This window comes from Enterobacter cloacae complex sp. 2022EL-00788 (genome assembly GCF_026627565.1).
Classification (GTDB): domain Bacteria; phylum Pseudomonadota; class Gammaproteobacteria; order Enterobacterales; family Enterobacteriaceae; genus Enterobacter; species Enterobacter pasteurii.
This window is the reverse complement of sequence record NZ_JAPNMC010000005.1, coordinates 95405-115848: the sequence shown is the minus strand read 5'-3', so window position 1 is coordinate 115848 and position 20444 is coordinate 95405. Positions and strand designations below refer to the sequence as shown.

General features: G+C 52.4%; 20 protein-coding genes. 10 read left to right on the top strand and 10 right to left on the bottom strand.

Annotated features, from left to right (window positions below):
- Positions 1-2: 2 nt before the first annotated feature.
- The 4 genes from OWK27_RS09435 to OWK27_RS09420 all read right to left on the bottom strand — a co-directional run bounded on the left by OWK27_RS09435 (position 3) and on the right by OWK27_RS09420 (position 4886).
- Positions 3-1142 carry an acyltransferase family protein gene (locus tag OWK27_RS09435; protein ID WP_267590286.1) on the bottom strand — a complete coding sequence of 380 codons (1140 nt, stop codon included), beginning with the start codon at positions 1140-1142 and terminating at the stop codon, positions 3-5.
- 106 nt (positions 1143-1248) lie between these two features.
- On the bottom strand, positions 1249-1917 hold the full coding sequence (locus OWK27_RS09430; protein ID WP_242172323.1) for an SOS response-associated peptidase: 669 nt from the start codon (positions 1915-1917) through the stop codon (positions 1249-1251).
- 860 nt (positions 1918-2777) lie between these two features.
- A complete protein-coding gene (locus OWK27_RS09425) occupies positions 2778-3188 on the bottom strand; it encodes a PAS domain-containing protein (RefSeq protein ID WP_267590285.1) in 411 nt (136 codons plus the stop codon).
- Between the two features lie 756 nt (positions 3189-3944).
- Complete coding sequence (locus OWK27_RS09420; RefSeq protein WP_267590284.1) at positions 3945-4886, bottom strand: VirK/YbjX family protein; 942 nt, start codon at positions 4884-4886, stop codon at positions 3945-3947.
- Positions 4887-5053: 167 nt separating this feature from the next.
- Here OWK27_RS09420 and pphA point away from each other — a divergent pair, with 167 nt between their 5' ends.
- Positions 5054-5698: a protein-serine/threonine phosphatase gene (gene pphA / locus OWK27_RS09415; RefSeq protein ID WP_267590283.1), complete on the top strand. Its 645-nt coding sequence runs from the start codon at positions 5054-5056 to the stop codon at positions 5696-5698.
- 34 nt (positions 5699-5732) lie between these two features.
- On the opposite strand, the gene OWK27_RS09410 is transcribed toward pphA, so the two are convergent.
- From OWK27_RS09410 to yebS, 4 genes are all read right to left on the bottom strand, one after another.
- Positions 5733-5972 carry a YebV family protein gene (locus OWK27_RS09410; RefSeq protein WP_006176013.1) on the bottom strand — a complete coding sequence of 80 codons (240 nt, stop codon included), beginning with the start codon at positions 5970-5972 and terminating at the stop codon, positions 5733-5735.
- Between the two features lie 105 nt (positions 5973-6077).
- On the bottom strand, positions 6078-7526 hold the full coding sequence (gene rsmF / locus OWK27_RS09405) for a 16S rRNA (cytosine(1407)-C(5))-methyltransferase RsmF (protein WP_267590282.1): 1449 nt from the start codon (positions 7524-7526) through the stop codon (positions 6078-6080).
- A gap of 71 nt (positions 7527-7597) precedes the next feature.
- Positions 7598-10231 carry a PqiB family protein gene (locus OWK27_RS09400; protein WP_242172327.1) on the bottom strand — a complete coding sequence of 878 codons (2634 nt, stop codon included), beginning with the start codon at positions 10229-10231 and terminating at the stop codon, positions 7598-7600.
- Positions 10200-11483: a membrane integrity lipid transport subunit YebS gene (yebS, locus tag OWK27_RS09395; protein ID WP_148418053.1), complete on the bottom strand. Its 1284-nt coding sequence runs from the start codon at positions 11481-11483 to the stop codon at positions 10200-10202. Before yebS ends, OWK27_RS09400 begins: the two co-directional genes overlap by 32 nt.
- Positions 11484-11615: 132 nt before the next feature.
- Between yebS and OWK27_RS09390 the strand changes: the two genes are divergently transcribed.
- The 4 genes from OWK27_RS09390 (at position 11616) to htpX (ending at position 16039) form a co-directional block, all read left to right on the top strand.
- Complete coding sequence (locus tag OWK27_RS09390; protein WP_148418052.1) at positions 11616-12113, top strand: GAF domain-containing protein; 498 nt, start codon at positions 11616-11618, stop codon at positions 12111-12113.
- 96 nt (positions 12114-12209) lie between these two features.
- Positions 12210-12896 carry an RNA chaperone ProQ gene (gene proQ / locus OWK27_RS09385; protein ID WP_176610053.1) on the top strand — a complete coding sequence of 229 codons (687 nt, stop codon included), beginning with the start codon at positions 12210-12212 and terminating at the stop codon, positions 12894-12896.
- Between the two features lie 19 nt (positions 12897-12915).
- A complete protein-coding gene (prc, locus tag OWK27_RS09380; RefSeq protein WP_148418050.1) occupies positions 12916-14964 on the top strand; it encodes a carboxy terminal-processing peptidase in 2049 nt (682 codons plus the stop codon).
- A 193-nt stretch (positions 14965-15157) separates the two neighbouring features.
- Positions 15158-16039, top strand: a complete 882-nt coding sequence (htpX, locus tag OWK27_RS09375; RefSeq protein WP_267590281.1) for a protease HtpX — start codon at positions 15158-15160, stop codon at positions 16037-16039.
- Between the two features lie 52 nt (positions 16040-16091).
- On the opposite strand, the gene OWK27_RS09370 is transcribed toward htpX, so the two are convergent.
- Positions 16092-17465 carry an MFS transporter gene (locus OWK27_RS09370; protein ID WP_267590280.1) on the bottom strand — a complete coding sequence of 458 codons (1374 nt, stop codon included), beginning with the start codon at positions 17463-17465 and terminating at the stop codon, positions 16092-16094.
- A gap of 177 nt (positions 17466-17642) precedes the next feature.
- Here OWK27_RS09370 and kdgR point away from each other — a divergent pair, with 177 nt between their 5' ends.
- Positions 17643-18434 carry a DNA-binding transcriptional regulator KdgR gene (gene kdgR, locus OWK27_RS09365; RefSeq protein WP_148418048.1) on the top strand — a complete coding sequence of 264 codons (792 nt, stop codon included), beginning with the start codon at positions 17643-17645 and terminating at the stop codon, positions 18432-18434.
- Between the two features lie 63 nt (positions 18435-18497).
- Here kdgR and OWK27_RS09360 read toward each other — a convergent pair whose 3' ends face one another.
- Positions 18498-18737 (bottom strand): YobH family protein, encoded by a 240-nt coding sequence (locus tag OWK27_RS09360; RefSeq protein ID WP_148418047.1) that lies wholly within the window; start codon positions 18735-18737, stop codon positions 18498-18500.
- Between the two features lie 160 nt (positions 18738-18897).
- On the opposite strand from OWK27_RS09360, the gene mgrB reads away from it, so the two are divergent.
- From mgrB to cspE, 4 genes are all read left to right on the top strand, one after another.
- Positions 18898-19041 carry a PhoP/PhoQ regulator MgrB gene (gene mgrB, locus OWK27_RS09355; RefSeq protein WP_148418046.1) on the top strand — a complete coding sequence of 48 codons (144 nt, stop codon included), beginning with the start codon at positions 18898-18900 and terminating at the stop codon, positions 19039-19041.
- A 75-nt stretch (positions 19042-19116) separates the two neighbouring features.
- Positions 19117-19404: a YebO family protein gene (locus tag OWK27_RS09350; RefSeq protein ID WP_148418045.1), complete on the top strand. Its 288-nt coding sequence runs from the start codon at positions 19117-19119 to the stop codon at positions 19402-19404.
- Positions 19405-20075: 671 nt separating this feature from the next.
- The gene (locus OWK27_RS09345; protein WP_148418044.1) at positions 20076-20219 is read left to right on the top strand and encodes a DUF2627 domain-containing protein; all 144 of its coding nucleotides are present in this window, start codon (positions 20076-20078) and stop codon (positions 20217-20219) included.
- Positions 20220-20231: 12 nt separating this feature from the next.
- A complete protein-coding gene (gene cspE / locus OWK27_RS09340; protein ID WP_001062678.1) occupies positions 20232-20441 on the top strand; it encodes a transcription antiterminator/RNA stability regulator CspE in 210 nt (69 codons plus the stop codon).
- The last annotated feature ends 3 nt before the right edge of the window (positions 20442-20444 follow it).

Here is a 20444-nt window from a genome sequence, read left to right as displayed (position 1 = left end):
CATTATTTATTGTATGCCTGGTCGGCAGTATTACTGGCCTTTATTCTGTTCATAAATGGCCTTTCAATAAAATGAAAGGTTAATGATGATAGAATGCAAATCAAGACATAAGATACTGCGAATATAATAAATGTGTTTATATTTAAGTCTAAATTTCTTTCATTACTAAAGTAGATAACCATTGGGAAAAGAACCAATCCTTGCGTTAAATATAAACTATAACTTATTGCCCCAAGACGAATTGCCGCTTTGTTAATTAATACACCAAAAAAATTAGCTCCTGATACTACAGCGAAAAATATAACGCAGAGGAATATCTTTTCAGGAGCGCCGTATAAAGCTGGTTGGACTAACAAAGTAATTAATATCATAATCACTAATATGGTATTGGCAGATTTAGCGTTTAAGTGTATCTTATCTTTTAGAACGTTGCATAACATTCCAGCGAAAAAATACGACCATAAATATGCATCTCTAGTAAAGTCTGGAAGGAAATAAACAGAAAAAGCAAATACAGAAACAGTTAACTCAAATGACCATTTTTTAAACATGAAAAACAGGGGGAGTGAAAAGTAAAAGATCCATTCCCATCGGAGCGTCCAGGTAACGCCAGCTAATGCCATAAATGGAGGTGTAAACGCAGTAACAGCAGGTTTTGAATTCCACAACCCAGCATCAAACCAGGAGAGTGAAGCAGCCAGTATACTATGAGAAAATTCCTTTCTTTCTGTCAATAAAAACAGACTTGCCAGCGCAATAGCTGAGCAAAAAATAGATAAAGGTGCAATCCTATAAAATCTTTTTTTATATAAGTCAACCCAATCAATTTTATTGGATTTTCTTACTTTCCCCCAAAACAAAAAAGCTGTAATCATGAAAAATAAAGCCACACCATATTTACCCATATATAACAACCAATCTGAAGTCGGCATCCATTTGCCTTTTGTTATGTAGGTATAGGCGCAGTCAATATGGTGAAATATTACAAAAGAAGCAAGAATGAATCTCATGCCATCTAAACTATTGGCCCTTGCTGTATCTGTATCTTCATCTATAAACCTGAATAACGGCAAGCTAAATATTCCAATTGCGAGTGCTAAACAGGTCAAAACAAGGCAAAGCGAGAATAATAAATCCATCATCTAACCTTAAGGGTAAAAATAAATTAGTAATTGTTAATGCCTAATAAAAGGCATTCTATCACTGCATCATATGGTCGTCGAGGCTACGCAGGTTATTAATAATTATCTAATTTTTGGCAATCATTTCCGGCCCTTGATTCTTGACATTACCCACCGCACGTGTAATGGCGTGCCAGGCAAACTTGTCGGCTGGCACGGCGCCGTTGGCGGCTATCTCCTCAGCTTCTTTCCCTCCTACATCCTGACGCATCCACTCGCGCGCCGCTTCCGGCGACAAAACCAGTGGCCGGCGGTCGTGAATATCGACCAGACCTTTATCGGCTGCTGACGTTACTATCAGAAAGCCCTCTGCTTCATCGCCGCGCTTAAATGGCGCGCTGCAGATCGCAGCCATGAAAATGGGCTGGCCATCGGCCCGGTGAATGAAGTAGGGCTGTTTTTCGTTGCCTTCCTTCTTCCATTCGAACCATCCATCGGCGAAGCATATGACCCGGCCATGCTGCCAGAGAGGCTTAAACATTCGGCTGGTGGCCGCCGTCTCGACACGCGCGTTAATCAGTGGCGGTTTATCCCACCACCCGGGCGCGTAACCCCAGAATACCGGATTGAGGTGCAGTTGCTCATCGCGTTCGCTCAACAGCAGTACTTTTGTGCCGGGCGCGACGTAGTAGCGGCCAATTGGTTCCGGGTCGTAGGCGATGTCACGATCGGATTCGTCGGCCAGGTATGCCAGATAATCTTCACGGGTTTGGGCGTGTGCAAAACGTCCACACATAGTAACCTCCAGTCAGTCAGACTGAAAGTATAGGGCAGGGAGAAAAAGTCGCGCGCGCTGGTTAAGTCTTACAAACTGATTCGGGGCGATTATGCTGTTGGGGATGAAATGCGTAAAGCGGCGTGTTACGAAACTGGAAGGAGCTACGCAAAGTTGGGGAGATTTCGGATCGAAGCGATCCCGAAGTTCACCCGTCGCCCACTCGAAAAAGATGGCAACGGTTTGATCTTGAATGGATGTATTGGTAAGCATTGGAACCCGTATTTAACGGGTTGCTGATGTGTAAGTGTTTGAATAAAATCAAAAAAGGCTGGTTGTGGCGGAAACAGGAATCGTATTCGGTCTCTTTTTATCTATTCATTTTCAAGGGCTTACCGGGCTCAACACGAAATCCCCCGAAAATTACTCGAATATTCCATATCCTGTCTAAACCATAACATACTCTGCACCGCGTGCGTCCAGGTATTTTTTGGTCTTTGTTAAATTTTTGTGTCCCGGCAATCGTAATGCAAATTCTTCCCCCGCGGTGTTCCGGTGAGTAAAGCATGGAGTCAAAAGGGGCAGCCGGGTTCCTGCCAGTTACCCCTCGACGATCGCCTCCCTGATCGGACTGCTGCCTGGAGGGAATGCTCTGCTATAACAGGGAACGCATGTTGTTGACTGGTAATAATAACGCATATCATGAATAAGATTTTTTATTCATGGTATTTGCGACAAAAGCCCTCTTTGTATTAAAAGATGAAATGCAGGCCCGCATAGACATATGACATTGCACAAAGAGGGCATATAATGACTGACGAGTGCTTATGCTCTCGTTATAAAGTTATATGAATTACGATAATGTAATAGGATTTATCTGATTAAACCAAAACGTTTATAGCAAATGCGGCGATAGGTTCACCGTTGTCTTTATAGAATGTGCTACTGCCGCTTTTAACTACCTCGCCACTTTTTATTACGCAATTATACCCACTAAGTATAAACGGATTAAGACGATCTCTGTCTTTTAAGAGCATGCCTGCAAAACCATCATTGTTATCGGGAGCCTTCAATAATGAGTCACCTCTTTTTCTGGCTGTAATCTCTCCGTTAATAATTTTAATAACTGATGTATCGGGGTGAGTTAAATCATGTAAAACAACTTCGATATTTTTGGGTATCGCTTTTTCCATGGCATCCATTACTGACGATATAACAGATACCAGGTTTGATAGTAGCTCGTTATTTTTATCTTCAACAAAAACAGCGTGTTGTGTGGTTGGTGATTGCATGATCATACTTTGGCTCGTAGTTTTGGCGGTAAATTAACCAGTTATAACATTTAACGTAAATTATAATTTATTTAACGTTCAACCAACTTAATCATAAAGCGCATGTAAAATGAACCTTATGATCCGTAGAGATTAATTTTAAAATTCGCAATAATCAACAAAAAAATAAAATTGAGTTGATTTTTTGACTTTTTGTTTATTTATGAAATGTTTCAACTGTAGCTATATATAGGGAATTTGTTTGGGATTTGTTTGTTAATGGTGATGAAGGGTGCAATGGATGTTAGTAGAAGGCGCTTTTGATTTATCTGAAGTTATATCTATTATAATCTTCAATATTTTTGGTTCTAAGAGTTGGATAACGCGGATGCGTCATTTTCAAATAACGCGACAGGAGGGAAATGAAAGCTACTTAGGCCAACCGTAAACTGGTCCTGCATCCATTTGAATAATTTTGACACAGAGCGATTATGTGCTCGTCTTACCAGGAGAACGAAAAGGTGAATCCCTGTAAATGACGTTTACAGAGGAAGGGTATTGAATTAAGACTAAAGGACTGGACATAGAGAAAACTGGAATCGAAGTCGTTTTCTTTGATCAGCATGAAAGCAAACGATATTATCCGCTTATTGCCTTCACAGGAGGTTTACGTCCTGTTTGCCTTCTTCACCATTCACCACCCGACGGGCGAAAGTCCAGTCCTTTTGGGCTGCATTGTTAAATTTTTGTATCTATTTTGCCTCAGGCGGCAGCGGGCTAAAACCGCGAATCAACCGATGCCGCGATTTCATCGAGTAACGCGAAGCGGCGCCGGTATTCAGCGCGTTTTTTGCTGGCAATCTCCTCTAACGATTTACGTTCCATCCGCAGCGGCAGCTGCCAGCAGAAGGGGGAGACCTTTTTACCGTTCAGCCCTTCCCAGAACTCGTCATAGCTGGCGTGGAAATGGCGGCCTTTGCTCAGGCGATAGCGCAGCGCGCGGAACACATGTCCTTCATCGCTGACGGCAAAAATAGCGCTGATGTTCGAGCGTGCGGCAAGCTGAAAGACTACCTCCATCAGCACGCGCTTCGGGAAAAGACCGTGGCACGCGCGGGTGGCCTCTTTAATCACCTCACGCGGCACGTTGCGACGCGGACCCTGGAGCCCGCCGATCACCAGCACCGCGCGGCCGTTGCTGCGTGCGACGCAAAAGGTCAGGCTGGCGAGCAGCGTGTTGTCGCCGTCGTGCAGCCACAGCGTGCTTTCGCCTTCGCGCTCGGCTTTACCCGCGGACGAGGCATTGACGGTATACGTGACGCCGTTTTTAGCCTCAAACTGCACAACCGGCAGCTCCTGCGGGCTGGTCAGGGCGTGGGCAAGGGCGGTATTTTTCAGACTATCGATCCAGTCATAGTGGCTGACGATAGCATCCGCTCTGTCGTTTGAGTTCAGGCCGCGCATCAGATACTGGCGGTGGGTTTTGCTCGGCAGCGTAATTTGAGACGCCAGCAGTTTGTCAAAGTCGTCGCGTCCGGACAGCGCCTCCAGCATGCGTTGGGTGGAGGACCAGAATAAAAGCGAGCGCAACAGGAACTTTAACCGGTATTCACGTTTCTGCCAGATAGGGCCAGGAACGCGTTTTCCCTTCACCAGTTCAGAAATAATATTTGTACGATGTGGGTAAAAAACATCGTTTTGCAGGTGTATGTTTGACACGTGAAAATCCCTCGTTTTATTCCGCACTATTTTAAAGGGCCGGGGATAAGGAATTAATAGCGCGGCGATCTTTATTTCCGGCTGGTTTACGATTCGTTTGGATTCGAGGCGTCTGACGTCAGCCCATGACATTTTCTGTTGCAGCTATACTTTTTACAGGAGGCGTTATGTATCGGAAAATTAACGGGGAACGCTGGCGTCATATCTGGGTTGTCAGCGACATTCATGGCTGCTATCAGGGGCTTATGGAGGAGCTGAAGCAGCGGCGTTTTAATCCTGACGCGGATCTGCTGATCTCGGTGGGGGATATTATCGACCGCGGGCCTGACAGCGTAAAATGTTTACAGCTGGTGCAGGAAAAATGGTTTTGCGCTGTTCGCGGCAACCACGAGCAAATGGCGCTGGATGCGCTTGAAAATAATAATATTACTCTCTGGTCGATAAATGGCGGTATTTGGTTTACCGCTCTTAAGGGTGACGAGCAAAAACAGGCGATGGCTTTACTCGATGCGTGTCGGGCCTTACCGCACGTCATTGAAATAACCTGCGCAAACGGGCTGAACGTTGTCGCCCATGCGGATTATCCATCAGCCGAATATGTCTGGAACAGGCCGGTGGATGCGCAGCGCGTGCTGTGGGATCGCGATCGCTTAACGGGGCTGATGGCGGGTAAAGAGCAGGGCATCAGCGGCGCGGATCACTTCTGGTTCGGGCATACGCCTTTAGACAAACGATATGACTTTAACAATCTGCACTATATCGATACGGGGGCGGTTTTTGGAGGCTTCCTGACGCTGGTGCAGCTTCAGTAATAAATAACCCGCCTTCGGGCGGGTTCTCTTTGGGTCAGGCAAGACGCAGGACCCAGGCATCGGTTTTACTGTCGTAATGCTCACGGTACAGAACGGAATGTTCCCCATCAAGAATAGCCGGGACGCTGGTATCTGCGTCCCAGGCATCCAGCTGCATGCACAAATCCGGATCGGATTTGCAGGGAATACTTAACGTTCGATCGCCTTGTGCTTCGCCGCGCAGTTCAGCGTCGTCGATTTCAAAAGCGCCAATGCGTACGCTGGTTTTCGTCATAATGCTCTCCGGTTCGTTGCCCAAAATCTGGTATGACCAGTACAGCCACCCATCTTTGAGCCTAGACAAGGAGAGCGAAATCGCCAGTAAAAAAATGCGTTTTTTTCAGGCGGTGCGGCTGTTACCGGTAAACAGGCGGCCATCGCGTACCAGTTCACGCGGATAGCTGTTTTTCAGCCGCGAGCCAACTTTTTTTGCCAGCCCCAGCGGATAGCCCTGATACGTCACGATAACTTCATCCTGCGCCGGGCCGTTTTCCGGGTAAACGTCACGGCCGCGATACCACTCTTCCGCTTCCTGATGCGTCAGGGCGAAGGTGTTTTCACGACCGGCCAGCGCAATAACCGCTTCATGCTGCCAGCGATAGCCCTTGTTGTGGATCTCCGCGAGGCGAATACCGAGGCGGGAGAAGCGCACCTTACCAATCAGCGGTTCGATATTCGCAGGGAACAGCCACAGCTCTTTGTCACGCATCCAGAGGCGCAGGCTCTCATCCCAGCGCAGGCCCACTTTGCCGGCAGCCGCCTCCGCCTGCGCCGCATCGCGTCCTTTGACCGGGGAGAACGGGAAGTTGCCGACCTTAAACTTAGGGGCAGGGAGAGGGTCAACGGCGCATGTTTTGCGCATACGCGCGACGAAGAAGCCTTCGCAGTCGTAAATCTGCGGGAAGACGTGCAGGAAGCCTTCAGGCGTGGCGGCCGCTTTGGCCGAATCGAAGAGGGCGTCCAGCGGGAGAAACTCGACGGCATCCGCATAGCGTTGCTTCAGCCACAGGCAGACGTCCTCGTTTTCATCGCGGTTCAGCGTGCAGGTGGAGTAAACCAGCGTCCCGCCGGGGCGCAGGGCATGAAAGGCGCTTTCGATCAGTTCACGCTGCGTGGCGGCGATCTCCAGGTTGCTTTCAACGGACCAGTTTTTTAACGCATCGGGATCTTTACGCACCACGCCTTCGCCGGAGCAGGGGGCGTCCAGCAGGATGGCGTCAAAGGCCTCCGGCAGAGCGGCCCCAAACACGCGTCCGTCGAAGTGCGTCAGTGCCACGTTGTGGATCCCGCAGCGGCTGATATTGGCATGCAGGACTTTGACGCGGCTGGCGGAAAATTCGTTGGCGAGGATGGCGCCGCGGTTGTGCATCCGGGCGGCAATCTGGGTGGTTTTAGAGCCGGGCGCCGCGGCGACGTCCATTACCCGCTCAGGCTGATTGTCATCGGCAAACAGCGCGGCAACCGGCAGCATGGAGCTGGCTTCCTGAATATAAAACAGCCCGCTCAGGTGCTCGGCGGTGCTGCCGAGCGGCAGGCTCTCTTCATCATCCCGCTCGATCCAGAAACCCTCTTCACACCACGGGACCGGCGTTAGCTGCCAGCCGTAGGGGGAGACAAGATCCAGAAACGCCTCGACGCTGATTTTGAGCGTATTGACGCGAATGCTCCGGCGCAAAGGGCGCTGGCAGGCAGCGATAAAATCATCAAAAGAGAGATGAGCGGGAAGCGCCTCGCGCATCTGCGCCAGGAACTGTTCAGGAAGAAATACGGAGTTTTGAGCCACGGGCACACCACAGGGAAACATTCAGGCGAGCAGTGTAGCATAAAGGCTCCGGCGCGTTGACACCGGAGCCTGTGAGATTAACGCGGCAGCGCCGTTCCCCATTCACGCCACTCTTTCGGTTCACTTTCCAGCAGCAGGAAGTGTTTACCCGCCTGCGCCTTAGGCGCCAGAGGCGTGCCCGGCGGCGTGGCAAAGGCAATGCCCCCGCGAATGAACTGGTTGAAGGTGCCGGTTTTCACCACCCCGCCGGTGAGGCCGAAGTCCAGCGAGTAGCCTGAAGCCAGCCAGAACACCGAGTTGTTGCGCACCAGGTGCTGATAACGCTGGCTGATGCGCAGGCCGACCATCACGCGGTCGGACAGGTTCCCCAGCGTCAGGCTGGTTACCGTTCCCACCTCGATACCGCGGAACAGCACCGGTGTGCCAATGCCCAGCGAACCCGCCTCCGGCACTTCAACCACAATGCTCAGGCCGTCCAGGTAACGGGAATCGGTAATGGTCGCTTCCTGCAGTTCAAATTCGCGACGCGTATTGCCGCGACCCGGTTCAACGTTGATGTACGGCTGGAGAATGGTGTCGAGGTGCTCTACGCCGGCGGCAGAGATTTGCGGCGTAACCACCGAGAAGCGCGAGCCTGCACGGGCAAACGTCTGCACGTATTCCGGATAAAGCACGGCGGTGGCCTGGACTTCGTTGCGCGCGGTGATCAGCTTCAGCTTCTGCACCTGCCCGATATCGATGCCCAGATAGCGGATTGGCATCCCTTCCGCCAGCTTGCCGGCATCAAAGGTGTGCAGCGTGATCTGCCCGCCGACGGCGCGCGCAGCGGTTTCAGACGGGAAGAGGATCCGCTTGTCGCCTTTACGCATATTGCCGCCCGCGCCGCTCAGGTTATCAAAGCTGATAGCCCCGCGCAGGGCACGGGAGAGGGGAGAGGCCTGCACGGTCAGGCCGCTGCCGTTGAGCTGTACCTTCGCGCCGCCCTCTGCCCAGAACACGCTGTTTGGCGTGAGCAGCTTGCGGTATTCCGGCTTAATGTGCAGTTCGATATCAAACGCGTCCGCGCGAGGGCGAACGGTGATCACTTCCCCGACCTCAAATTTACGATACAGCACGACCGAACCCGCCTGTACGTCCGGCAGCGTTTCAGCGCTCAGGGTCAGGGTGGTGGTCGGCAGGTCGCCCAGGCTGTTTTCGATTGCCTTATCCAGGTTGGCAAACAGCGGATAGCTTTCGCGCAGCGCGCCTTTGCTGCCCGGCAGAATGCGGATCCCGCCGTTTACCCACTCGCTGGCGCTGGCTCCCAGGAACTCAACGCCGTCCAGGCCCACCTTCACGTCGACGCGGCTGTTAACCACGAATTTGCTGTCGCCGTGAACCAGGTTGCCGTACTGCGGATCGATGGCGGCGGAGAAGGAGACCCCTTTTTCCGACAGCTTGCGCTCCAGAACCTGGCCTACCTGCACGCCGTGCAGGATCAGCGGTTGCCCGGCCTCGATACCATAGCTCTCCGGGGCGTTAAGCGTTACGGTCAGCACGCCTGGCTTTTGCAGCAGGGCTTTATCCGCCGGCGCGATAACAAAGTTTTTGTTCGGAGGACCTTCACCCGGGATCAGCTCGAAGGTACTGCCCGTCAGCAGGGTGCTGATGCTGGCGTCGCTGAGCGACAGCTTCGGATTACGCAGCTCAATGCGCGTTTTCTCCCGCAGGAGATCGACCACGCTTGGATCCACGGTCATTTCACCGGTAACGGAGCCGCCCGCGTTGAGGGTTAATTTTGTCAGCTGACCGACCTCTAGCCCCTGGTACATGAGCGGAGTCGAGCCGGCCTTCAGCCCTTTAGCATCCGGCAGGGTCAGCTTGACGATAACGCCGCGCTGGCTGTGCGCCAGGTCCGCGTACAGGCCAAACGTATCTTCTGCGGCGGCCGGGCTTGAGCCTTCCGGAGAATCGAAGGCGATAGCGCCATTTACCAGCGCCGCCAGGCTTTCGAGCTTCACCTTCGCACCGCTCAGGCTCAGGTCGGCATCAACGCCCGAAACGTTCCAGAAGCGGCTGCCTTTTTTCACCAGGCTGGTAAAGCGCCGCTCAATGAGCACGTCAATGGTCACGCCATCTTTGTTTGGGTTGATGGCGTAATCGTAGACGCGGCCGACTGGAATTTTACGGAAATAGACCAGTGAGCCGCTGTTCAGTGAGCCAAGATCCGGCGCGCGGAGATGAATCATCAAATCCCCGTTATTGAGCCGGTATTTCGGCTGCGTATCCAGCGCAACAAAGTGATCCTGCGGCTCACCTTTGCCGGGCATCATGCCGATATAGTTACCGCCAACGAGGGCATCCAGCCCCGAAACGCCGGCCAGAGAGGCTTTAGGCGTCACGAGCCAGAACTGCGTTTCGGCGCGCAGGGCGTCCTGCATGTCGGACTTAATGCTTGCCCGTACCTGGATTTTGTTCAGTCCTTTGCCCAGGGAAATATCCTGTACGGTCCCCACTTCCACCCCCTGGAAGCGAACGGGAGTCCGTCCGGCGACTATGCCGTCCGCAGACTGGAAGTCAATGGTGATGGTGCTTCCGCGATCTTCATAGCTCGTCCAGATAAGCCAGCCTGCAATCAGCAGCGCGATAACAGGCAGCAGCCAGAATGGCGAAATGCGGCGTTTTGTTTTAATTCTCGCTTCAGTCGGCGAAGCGGGCGTTTCCTGACTCATGTGCGTCCCAAAGTAAGCGGCTGTCCAGCCATTCCACTGCAAGAATAGTCAATATCACCGCAGAGCCGAAATAAAAAGCTGCGGGTCCCATGGTAAAAGCAAGTAGCTGATCGCGATTGATGAGCGACATCATTAACGAAATCACGAACAGATCCAACATCGACCAGCGACCTATCCAGGTCACGAATCGCAGAAGCAGGATGCGGGTGCGAAGTCCTTGTTCGCACTTAAAGTGGATGCTGATGAGCAGCGTGAACATCACCACCACTTTAGTAAACGGCACCAGGATACTGGCGATAAAAACGATGGCGGCAACCCCCACGTTGCTGTGTGCAAGGGAGATAATCCCGGAAAGGATCGTGTCTTCCTGGCGGGCGCCGTTCACGTATATCACGGAGATCGGCAGCATGTTTGCCGGGAACAAAAATACCAGGGAAGCGATTAACGCCGCCCAGCATTTTTGCAGGCTATTGTTGCGCCGTAATCTTAACGGTATATGGCAACGCGGGCACCGTCCACGCCCATCCGGCAGGCCGGTGTAGTGGCATCCCAGGCAGACGCGCAGGTTTTCATCCGGCCGGGTGGCGGGGCGCTGGGGGTAAAATCGCTCCCAGAGCTGTTCAACGTTCAGATGGATCATGGTCAGAATGCTCAGCAGCACCAGCGAAATAAACGCGAAAAGGCCAATGCCGGGCTGCAAAAACGCATAGTCCTGCACCTTGATGGAGGCGACGCCGACGCCGACCAGATAGATATCCAGCATCACCCACTCCTTGAGCTTGTCCAGCATGAGCAGGACCGGGCGCAGGTTCATCCCCAGGATGTTGCCAAACCACAGGTAGGCAATCGCCGCGACCAGCACCAGCGGCGCGCCGACGACGCAGAACAGCACCATCGCGCCGGTGAGCGGATCGCCCTCGCGCGTCATCTGCCAGATCCCCTGCAATACGTTGGCGTCGATTCGCACGCCCAGGAGATAGAGCTTCAGCAGCGGCTCGGTCCAGGCAAAGGGCATCAGCAGCAGCATCGTCACCGCCATTGCCGCCAGACGCGTTAATGACCAGTCTCGTCCGTCGCGGATTTTGGCATCGCAGCGCGGGCAAAAGGCGCTTTGATGCGATTTCATCTTCGGCAACATAAAAAGCGTATCGCACTGGGGGCAACGCTGATAATGTGCACGAGGCAAAGGCTGGCTTACCGTATGGACAACGATCTTGCTTGTCGGCGTAATTTTGGGTGTTTTTATGGCCATGAGTCGCGCACAGATTAGTATTGTTGAAAGTTATAATAACTCATGAACGGATTCATCTTGAGCATGAGCGCATTTAATGCTTATTTTAATAGGCTATGCGGTAAATATGTAAGATAACTAAGTGATTGAATAATGAACAAAACAGAATTCTACGCGGATCTGAATCGCGATTTTAAGGCATTAATGGCGGGGGAAACCAGTTTCTTAGCCACTCTGGCAAATACCAGCGCGTTACTGTTCGAACGCCTTTCAGACGTGAACTGGGCGGGCTTTTACCTGCTTGAAGGTGAAACGCTGGTGCTTGGGCCTTTCCAGGGCAAGCTTGCCTGCGTGCGCATTCCGGTAGGGCGTGGCGTATGCGGTACCGCGGTGGCAACCCGTCAGGTTCAGCGCGTTGAAGATGTTCACGCGTTTGATGGGCACATCGCCTGCGATGCCTCCAGCAATTCAGAGATCGTTCTGCCGCTGGTGGTCAAAAATCAGATTATTGGCGTTCTGGATATCGACAGTACGGTCTTCAGCCGCTTCACTGCCGAGGACGAACAGGGGCTGCGCGAGCTGGTGGCGAACCTGGAAAATGTTCTGGCAGCAACCGATTATCATAAATTCTTTGCGAGCGTCGCAGGATAATCAACGGATAACGTAGCATTTACTGATAGCGTCATTATAATGTCGCCTGTTCATGCCTGCGCTTGTTGGCAACGTCCGTTGTAATCAGGAAATTTCATGGAAAATCAACCTAAGTTGAATAGCAGTAAAGAAGTTATCGCATTTCTGGCCGAGCGTTTCCCGCAGTGCTTCAGCGCTGAAGGTGAAGCGCGTCCTCTGAAAGTCGGTATCTTTCAGGATCTGGTCGCGCGCGTTGAGGGCGAAATGAACCTCAGCAAAACGCAGCTTCGTTCTGCCTTACGCCTTTATACCTCAAGCTGGCGTTACCTGTACGGTATCAAGCCGGGCGCGACCCGTGTCGACCTTGACGGCAACCCTTGCGGTGAGCTGGATGAGCAGCACGTAGAGCACGCACGCAAGCAGCTTGAAGAAGCCAAAGCTCGCGTGCAGGCACAGCGTGCGGAGCAGCAGGCGAAAAAACGCGAAGCCGCAGCGGCAAACGGGCAGGAAGACGCCCCTCGTCGCGAGCGCAAACCACGCCCGGCACCGCGTCGTTCTGAAAATAACGATCGCAAACCGCGTGCTGACAAACCAGCAGCTAAAGCCCCACGTGCGCCGCGCGAAGAGCCGCGCCACACCCCGGTTTCTGACATCAACGCGCTGAGCGTGGGTCAGGCGCTGAAGGTGAAAGCGGGTAACAACGCGATGGACGCCACCGTACTGGAAATCACCAAAGATGGCGTTCGTGTACAGCTGACTTCTGGTATGTCAATGATTGTACGCGCAGAACACTTGTTGTTCTGAAACGGAGGCCGAGCCTGGCATGAACACTTTTTTTAAGCTCACCGCGCTGGCTGGCCTGTTTGCTATAACAGGCCACGCTTTCGCTGTGGACGATATTACGCGTGTTGATCAGATTCCTGTTCTCAAGGAAGAGACGCAGCACGCGACGGTGAGTGAGCGCGTGACGTCGCGCTTTACTCGTTCGCACTATCGTCAGTTCGATCTCGATCAGGCCTTCTCGGCCAAAATCTTTGACCGTTATCTGAACTTGCTGGATTACAGCCACAACGTACTGCTGGCCAGCGATGTCGAACAGTTCGCTAAACGTAAATCCGAAGTGGGTGATGAGCTGCGCTCCGGAAAGCTGGATCTGTTCTACGATCTGTACAATTTATCGCAAAAGCGCCGTTTTGAACGTTATCAATACGCGCTTAAGGTGCTGGAACGTCCGATGGACTTTACCGGCAACGACACCTTTAATCTGGACCGCAGCAAAGCGCCATGGCCGAAAGACGAGGCCGAACTGAACGCGCTGTGGGACGCAAAGGTTAAGTACGACGAATTGAGCCTCAAGCTCACGGGTAAAGACGAGAAAGAGATTCGTGAGACGCTAAACCGTCGCTACAAATTTGCCATCCGTCGCCTGGCGCAGACCAACAGTGAGGATGTCTTCTCGCTGGCGATGACCGCGTTTGCCCATGAAATTGACCCGCACACTAATTACCTCTCTCCGCGTAACACCGAACAGTTCAATACCGAAATGAGCCTGTCTCTGGAAGGTATTGGTGCGGTGCTCCAGATGGACGATGACTACACGGTAATCAACTCCATGGTGGCCGGCGGTCCTGCATCCAAAAGCAAAGCGATCAGCGTAGGTGACCGCATTGTGGGCGTCGGCCAGAGCGGCCAGAGCATGGTGGACGTGATCGGCTGGCGTCTCGACGACGTGGTTGCGCTGATTAAAGGGCCAAAGGGCAGCAAAGTTCGCCTGGAAATTCTCCCTGCCGGTAAGGGGACCAAGACCCGAATCATTACCCTGACCCGCGAGCGTATCCGCCTGGAAGATCGCGCGGTGAAAATGTCGGTGAAAACCGTCGGTAAAGAGAAGGTTGGCGTTCTTGATATTCCTGGCTTCTACGTTGGCCTGACCGACGATGTGAAGGTGCAGTTGCAGAAGCTCGAGAAGCAGAACGTCAGCAGCGTGATCATCGATCTGCGCAGCAACGGCGGCGGCGCCCTGACCGAAGCGGTCTCGCTGTCCGGTCTGTTTATCCCGTCCGGCCCGGTGGTGCAGGTGCGTGATAACAACGGTAAGGTGCGTGAAGATGCCGACACCGACGGCGTGGTCTACTACAAAGGCCCGCTGGTGGTACTGGTCGACCGCTTCAGCGCGTCTGCATCCGAAATCTTTGCTGCTGCGATGCAGGACTATGGCCGTGCGCTGATCGTCGGTGAACCGACCTTTGGTAAAGGCACCGTTCAGCAGTACCGCTCTCTGAACCGTATCTACGACCAGATGCTGCGCCCGGAATGGCCTGCGCTGGGTTCCGTACAGTACACCATTCAGAAATTCTACCGCGTGAACGGCGGGAGTACGCAGCGTAAGGGCGTTACGCCGGATATCCTGATGCCGACAGGTACCGAAGAGACGGAAACGGGCGAGAAGTTTGAAGATAATGCGCTGCCGTGGGACAGCATTGATGCCGCGACATTCGTGAAGTCGGGTGATATGAAACAGTTCGGACCGGAACTGTTGAAAAATCATAACGACCGCATCGTGAAAGATCCGGAATTCCAGTACATCATGAAGGACATCGCGCGTTTCAATGCCCTGAAAGCGAAACGGAACATTGTCTCTCTTAACTACGCTCAGCGTGAGAAAGAGAACAACGAAGATGATGCAACGCGTCTGGCGCGTATCAACGATCGCTTCAAACGTGAAGGCAAGCCGCTGCTCAAGAAGCTGGACGATCTGCCTAAAGATTACCAGGAGCCGGATCCGTACCTCGACGAGACGGTGCATATCGCGCTCGACCTGGCGAATCTGGAAAAAGAGAAGCCTGCCGTGCAACCCGCTCCGGCAAAATAATCCCCCAACAGGCACAAGCGATTGTGCCTGTTTCTTTTTGTTCCGCACTCTCCCGTCAAGCAGATTTCCAATTGTGTAAAGTTGTGTCTTTCTGGTGACTTACGCCGCCTGGATGCTTGAAAATAGCCGGAATACCCATACGATGTGGGTAATCGCATAGTGCGTTTTGTTAAACTGAGGTTAAAAGAATATTATGATGCGAATCGCGCTCTTCCTGCTCACCAACCTGGCGGTAATGGTGGTTTTCGGGCTGGTGCTAAGCCTGACGGGAATTCAGTCGAGCAGCGTTCAGGGTCTGTTGATTATGGCGCTGCTGTTTGGTTTTGGTGGCTCCTTCATTTCACTGCTGATGTCGAAGTGGATGGCGCTGAAATCCGTGGGCGGTGAAGTTATTGAGCAGCCGCGTAACGATATGGAACAGTGGCTGATGAGCACGGTTGCTCAGCAGTCAAAGAAGGCGGGCATTGCCATGCCGCAGGTGGCCATTTACCACGCGCCGGATATCAACGCCTTTGCCACCGGCGCGCGTCGTGACGCCTCTCTGGTGGCCGTCAGTACCGGTCTGCTGCAAAACATGAGCCGTGACGAAGCGGAAGCGGTTATTGCCCACGAGATCAGCCACATTGCCAACGGTGATATGGTCACCATGACCCTGATCCAGGGCGTGGTGAACACCTTCGTTATCTTCATCTCCCGTATTCTGGCGCAAATCGCCGCCGGGTTTATGGGGGGCAACCGTGACGAGGGTGAAGAGAGCAACGGTAACCCGCTGATCTATTTTGCGGTTTCAATGGTGCTGGAGCTGGTGTTTGGCATTCTGGCAAGCATCATTACCATGTGGTTCTCCCGCCACCGCGAGTTCCATGCGGATGCCGGCTCAGCGAAGCTGGTAGGTCGTGAGAAGATGATTGCCGCGCTGCAGCGTCTGAAAACCAGCTACGAGCCGCAGGAAGCGAACAGCATGATGGCTTTCTGCATCAACGGCAAATCGAAGTCGCTGAGTGAGCTGTTTATGTCTCACCCGCCGCTGGATAAACGCATTGAAGCGCTGCGCAGCGGTGAATACCTGAAGTAACGCTATAGGGTTGAAAAAAGCCGGGCAGGAGACTCTCTCCGCCCGGTTTTTTTTATGCCTGTACCCGCGGCTGGGTGACGCGAAGCCCGCTGACGATAGCCGCGAGGGTCGCCAGCGCTCCGGCGGTAAGCAGCGCAACGTGGGTCGCGTGTTGCCCGGCAAGATTGAACATCAGCGCCACCAGGGCGGCCCCGGTGCTTTGTCCCAGCAGCCGCGCCGTTCCCAGCATCCCGCTGGCGCCACCGCTGCGCTGCGGCGGAGCGGAGGTGATAATGGTGTGGTTGTTGGGTGACTGGAACAGACCAAAACCTGCACCGCACAGGATCATGCGCCAGATAATATCCAGATCGCCCGGCGACGAGGGCAGCAGCGCCAGCGAGAACAGCCCTATTGCCATCACGACCAGCCCGATAGCCCCCAGAAGCCCGGCATGCACGCGCTCGATAAGGTATCCGGCCAGCGGGGCCATCACCATCGTTGCCAGAGGCCAGGGCGTGAGCAACAGGCCCGTTTCCACCTCCGAACGGCCAATTACGCTCTGCAGGAAGAACGGCAGGGCAACCAGCGCCAGCATCTGGGCGCAGAACGAGCAAATCGAGGTGCAAATCGAGAGTGAAAACAGCGGAATGCGCAGCAAGTCTACCGGTAATAACGGCACCGGCAGCGCCAGCTGGCGACGAACGAAGAAAAAGCCGACGGTGATCATAGCCACTGCTTCTGCGGCGATTAGCGTCAGCGACTGCCCCTGCGCAAAGCCGCTAAGGGCGGTAATAAGCAGGCCAAACGTCAGCGCGTTCATCACTGCGCTGGGCAGGTCGAAACGCGGCACGGTGCTTTTCGGACCATTCTCCGGAAGATAACGCAACGCGAAGAAGATGGCTACAATGCCCAGCGGCACGTTGATGGCAAACAGCCACTGCCACGACGCCACGGAGAGAATCGCGGCGGCAATCGTCGGCCCGGCGGCAGACGACACCGCGACAATAAACGAGTTAATCCCCATGCCGCGCCCAAGGTGGCGATGGGGATAGATGAGCCGTATCAGGGCCGTGTTGACGCTCATCAGCGCCGCGCCGCCGAACCCCTGGGCGATACGCGCTATCGTCAGGGTATGCAGTGAATCGGAAAGGGCGCAAAAGAGCGAGGTGAGCGTAAACACCACCAGCCCGCACTGGTAAACCCGGCGATAGCCAAACATATCGCCCAGGAACGAGAGTGACAGGAGTGAAATCACAATCGCTATCTGGTACGCATTCACAATCCAGATTGAGCTTGCCGGAGACGCGTTAAGGTCGCTGGCTATTGTGGGGAGGGCAACGTTGGCAATAGCGCCGTCAAGGACGGCCATCGAAATACCGATGATAATAGTGGCAATTGCGCCGTACCGCTGGGGTAAGGGCAGGCCATCAGAAAGGTGTTTTTGCATGGAAAAAAATGGCTCAGGGTGAAATTATTTTCAGGGTAACTATTTTAGCATCGTTATTTCAGTTTTATGTCGCAGATTTGTAACGAAGTAAACCCAGATTGATTGCAGCACGCACCGCACGAATTTATAATAAAAACCGGTTCTGATTTTTATAAAACACTCTCCATGAGGTGATAAATGGCAATCGCAGATTTGGATAAGCAGCCAGATTCTGTTTCTTCCGTGCTGAAGGTGTTTGGCATCTTGCAGGCGCTCGGAGAAGAGCGTGAAATTGGTATTACAGAGTTATCGCAGCGTGTGATGATGTCGAAAAGCACCGTTTATCGCTTTTTGCAAACAATGAAATCATTGGGTTATGTCGCACAGGAAGGTGAATCAGAAAAATATTCTCTGACGCTGAAGCTGTTTGAGCTGGGCGCCCGCGCGCTGCAAAACGTGGATCTGATCCGCAGCGCGGACATTCAGATGCGCGAGCTTTCGCGCCTGACGAAAGAGACGATTCACCTCGGCGCGCTGGATGAAGACAGCATCGTTTACATCCACAAAATTGACTCCATGTACAACCTGCGCATGTACTCCCGTATCGGTCGCCGCAACCCGCTGTACAGTACCGCAATTGGTAAAGTGCTGCTGGCCTGGCGCGATCGCGAAGAGGTGAAGCAGATCCTCGACGGCGTGGAATACAAACGCAGCACCGACCGCACTATCACCAGTACCGATGAGCTGCTGGCCGTGCTGGATAAGGTCCGTGAACAGGGTTACGGGGAAGATAACGAAGAGCAGGAAGAGGGGCTGCGCTGCATCGGCGTGCCGGTGTTTGACCGCTTCGGGGTTGTGATTGCGGGCCTGAGCATTTCGTTCCCTACGCTGCGATTCTCTGAAGAGCGTCTCCATGAGTACGTGGCGATTCTGCACACCGCCGCGCGCAAAATTTCAGAGCAGATGGGCTATAACGACTACCCGTTCTGATCCTTGCCCCCATAAAAAACGCCGCATTACTGCGGCGTTTTTGTAAAATGTATTTAACCAGGCTTAGCCGTTATCAACCACTACAGACGTTTTACGCAGCACCGGGCAGTTGGTCAGCCCGATAATTCCGCTGTCTGAATGAATGTACTGGGCCGTGCTCACGCCCTGCGCGGTCAGATACTTGCACTGGATACCTAAGCCCGCGGCATTTTCTTTGCTCCCCATTAATACGCCATACCCACTTAACAGAAGGCCAATCCACACGATGGCCAGTACAATAACCGTACGAATAATTAAACGCATTAATGCCTCTTTTTTCTTTGTTGTCATAGGGTAAGCGTACCGGGTTTACGCAGTGAAACAAGTGCACGATTCCTAAAAGGCTCTGTTGCGGGTACAGTTAGCCCCTGTTTAAGATAGCCGTGATAACCTGGCTACATCAGGTGATAAAACGGAGTGTGGAGTGAAAAAAATACGCTGGGTAATTCTGATTATAGTGTTGGTGGCATGCGTAGTGCTGTGGACGCAGACTATCAACGTGATGTGCGATCAGGATGTACAGTTCTTTAGCGGCATTTGTTCAATTAATCAGTTTATACCCTGGTAGATCGTCATTTTTTCGCTGGGTGATTTCCTTCCCCTGCGGCAGTGGTAAAATGGCTTTTTTTACTGAGGTGGTAAGATGGGTGAGTTACTGAATGCGGGGCTGCTGAGCATTGCATCCCTGGTGATGGCTTTGGTTGTGCTGGTTGTTGGGCTGGTATTGTGGTTCTACGTTAACCGTGCCAGTTCCCGTACAAACGAGCAGATTGAGCTGCTGGAAGCGTTACTCGATCAGCAGAAGCGCCAGAATGCGCTGCTGCGTCGTTTGTGTGAAGCCAACGAACCGGAGGCGAAAGACGTGCCGAAGGAAGCCGCGGTTCAGCAAAAAGAGGATGAAGACTTCATTCGTCTGGTGGCCGAACGATAGTCTGCCCCGAACGGGGAGGTAGCCCGAGCGTACGGCGTAAAACTCCTCCCTGAACAACAAACTCCTGTAAAATCCCCTCCTAATATTAAGCAGCAGTTAACTATTGATTCAGTGCACTGAAAAATGGCGAAGAATTCTCCGCATATAACGGGTGCCGTTTCGTTGAATAAAGAATGTACTTTAAATTTCCAGAAGTGTTTTATTTTAATCGAAACGTTTTGCTTGCCTTCTTTTGAGGCACGTTCATAAAAATTTCATTATTTTGGTGCATAACAACGACTGTTAAATGGTGAATTTTAATACAGTTAGTGAAAGCTATTTAACATTGAATATTGCGTGTCACAGTTTTGGTGCATTGCAAAGATTTCAGCATAACTTTTCACAAAATGTTCTAACTCAGTCATTCTTTTAAAGAAATGTTTGGCGGAATATGGACGACCTGAAATAGTTGAGCTATGTTTAAAAAGTCTTTGATTACAGGGCGCGTCAGTGCACCCCGAGGGCAGGTAAAACGGCTGGTGCTTTACTTTGCAATACGCATAACTGTGCGGAGTGTGGCGAAGTAACGCCAGAGTTTGTGCGGCGGATCGAGACACGTTTAAAAATGGCTTGCCATATTAAACGTTGTATGTGATAACACGGTTTGGGTCAAACGAGGTACAGTTCTGTTTATGTGTGGCATTTTCAGTAAAGAAGTCCTGAGTAAACACGTTGTCGTTGAATACCGCTTCTCTGCCGAACCTTATATTAGTGCCTCATGCAGTAATGTCTCAGTTTTATCTCAGTTATGCCTGCGGGCTAAGAAAACACTCTAAGGAATTTTGCAAATGGCAAAGATTAAAGGTCAAGTTAAGTGGTTCAACGAGTCTAAAGGTTTTGGCTTCATTACTCCTGCTGACGGCAGCAAAGACGTGTTCGTACACTTCTCTGCAATCCAGGGTAACGGCTTCAAAACTCTGGCTGAAGGCCAGAACGTTGAGTTCGAAATTCAGGACGGCCAGAAAGGCCCAGCTGCGGTTAACGTAACTGCTATCTGATCG

Excerpts from the sequence above, each read along its gene's own strand:
- yebS (WP_148418053.1), bottom strand. The coding sequence starts at position 11,483 with ATGGCCATAAAAACACCCAAAATTACGCCGACAAGCAAGATCGTTGTC.
- OWK27_RS09425 (WP_267590285.1), bottom strand. The coding sequence starts at position 3,188 with ATGCAATCACCAACCACACAACACGCTGTTTTTGTTGAAGATAAAAAT.
- OWK27_RS09360 (WP_148418047.1), bottom strand. The coding sequence starts at position 18,737 with ATGCGTTTAATTATTCGTACGGTTATTGTACTGGCCATCGTGTGGATT.
- OWK27_RS09350 (WP_148418045.1), top strand. The coding sequence starts at position 19,117 with ATGGGTGAGTTACTGAATGCGGGGCTGCTGAGCATTGCATCCCTGGTG.
- OWK27_RS09435 (WP_267590286.1), bottom strand. The coding sequence starts at position 1,142 with ATGATGGATTTATTATTCTCGCTTTGCCTTGTTTTGACCTGTTTAGCA.
- OWK27_RS09345 (WP_148418044.1), top strand. The coding sequence starts at position 20,076 with ATGTGTGGCATTTTCAGTAAAGAAGTCCTGAGTAAACACGTTGTCGTT.
- prc (WP_148418050.1), top strand. The coding sequence starts at position 12,916 with ATGAACACTTTTTTTAAGCTCACCGCGCTGGCTGGCCTGTTTGCTATA.
- kdgR (WP_148418048.1), top strand. The coding sequence starts at position 17,643 with ATGGCAATCGCAGATTTGGATAAGCAGCCAGATTCTGTTTCTTCCGTG.
- OWK27_RS09410 (WP_006176013.1), bottom strand. The coding sequence starts at position 5,972 with ATGACGAAAACCAGCGTACGCATTGGCGCTTTTGAAATCGACGACGCT.
- htpX (WP_267590281.1), top strand. The coding sequence starts at position 15,158 with ATGATGCGAATCGCGCTCTTCCTGCTCACCAACCTGGCGGTAATGGTG.
- proQ (WP_176610053.1), top strand. The coding sequence starts at position 12,210 with ATGGAAAATCAACCTAAGTTGAATAGCAGTAAAGAAGTTATCGCATTT.
- OWK27_RS09430 (WP_242172323.1), bottom strand. The coding sequence starts at position 1,917 with ATGTGTGGACGTTTTGCACACGCCCAAACCCGTGAAGATTATCTGGCA.
- pphA (WP_267590283.1), top strand. The coding sequence starts at position 5,054 with ATGTATCGGAAAATTAACGGGGAACGCTGGCGTCATATCTGGGTTGTC.
- OWK27_RS09370 (WP_267590280.1), bottom strand. The coding sequence starts at position 17,465 with ATGCAAAAACACCTTTCTGATGGCCTGCCCTTACCCCAGCGGTACGGC.
- cspE (WP_001062678.1), top strand. The coding sequence starts at position 20,232 with ATGGCAAAGATTAAAGGTCAAGTTAAGTGGTTCAACGAGTCTAAAGGT.
- OWK27_RS09400 (WP_242172327.1), bottom strand. The coding sequence starts at position 10,231 with ATGAGTCAGGAAACGCCCGCTTCGCCGACTGAAGCGAGAATTAAAACA.
- OWK27_RS09390 (WP_148418052.1), top strand. The coding sequence starts at position 11,616 with ATGAACAAAACAGAATTCTACGCGGATCTGAATCGCGATTTTAAGGCA.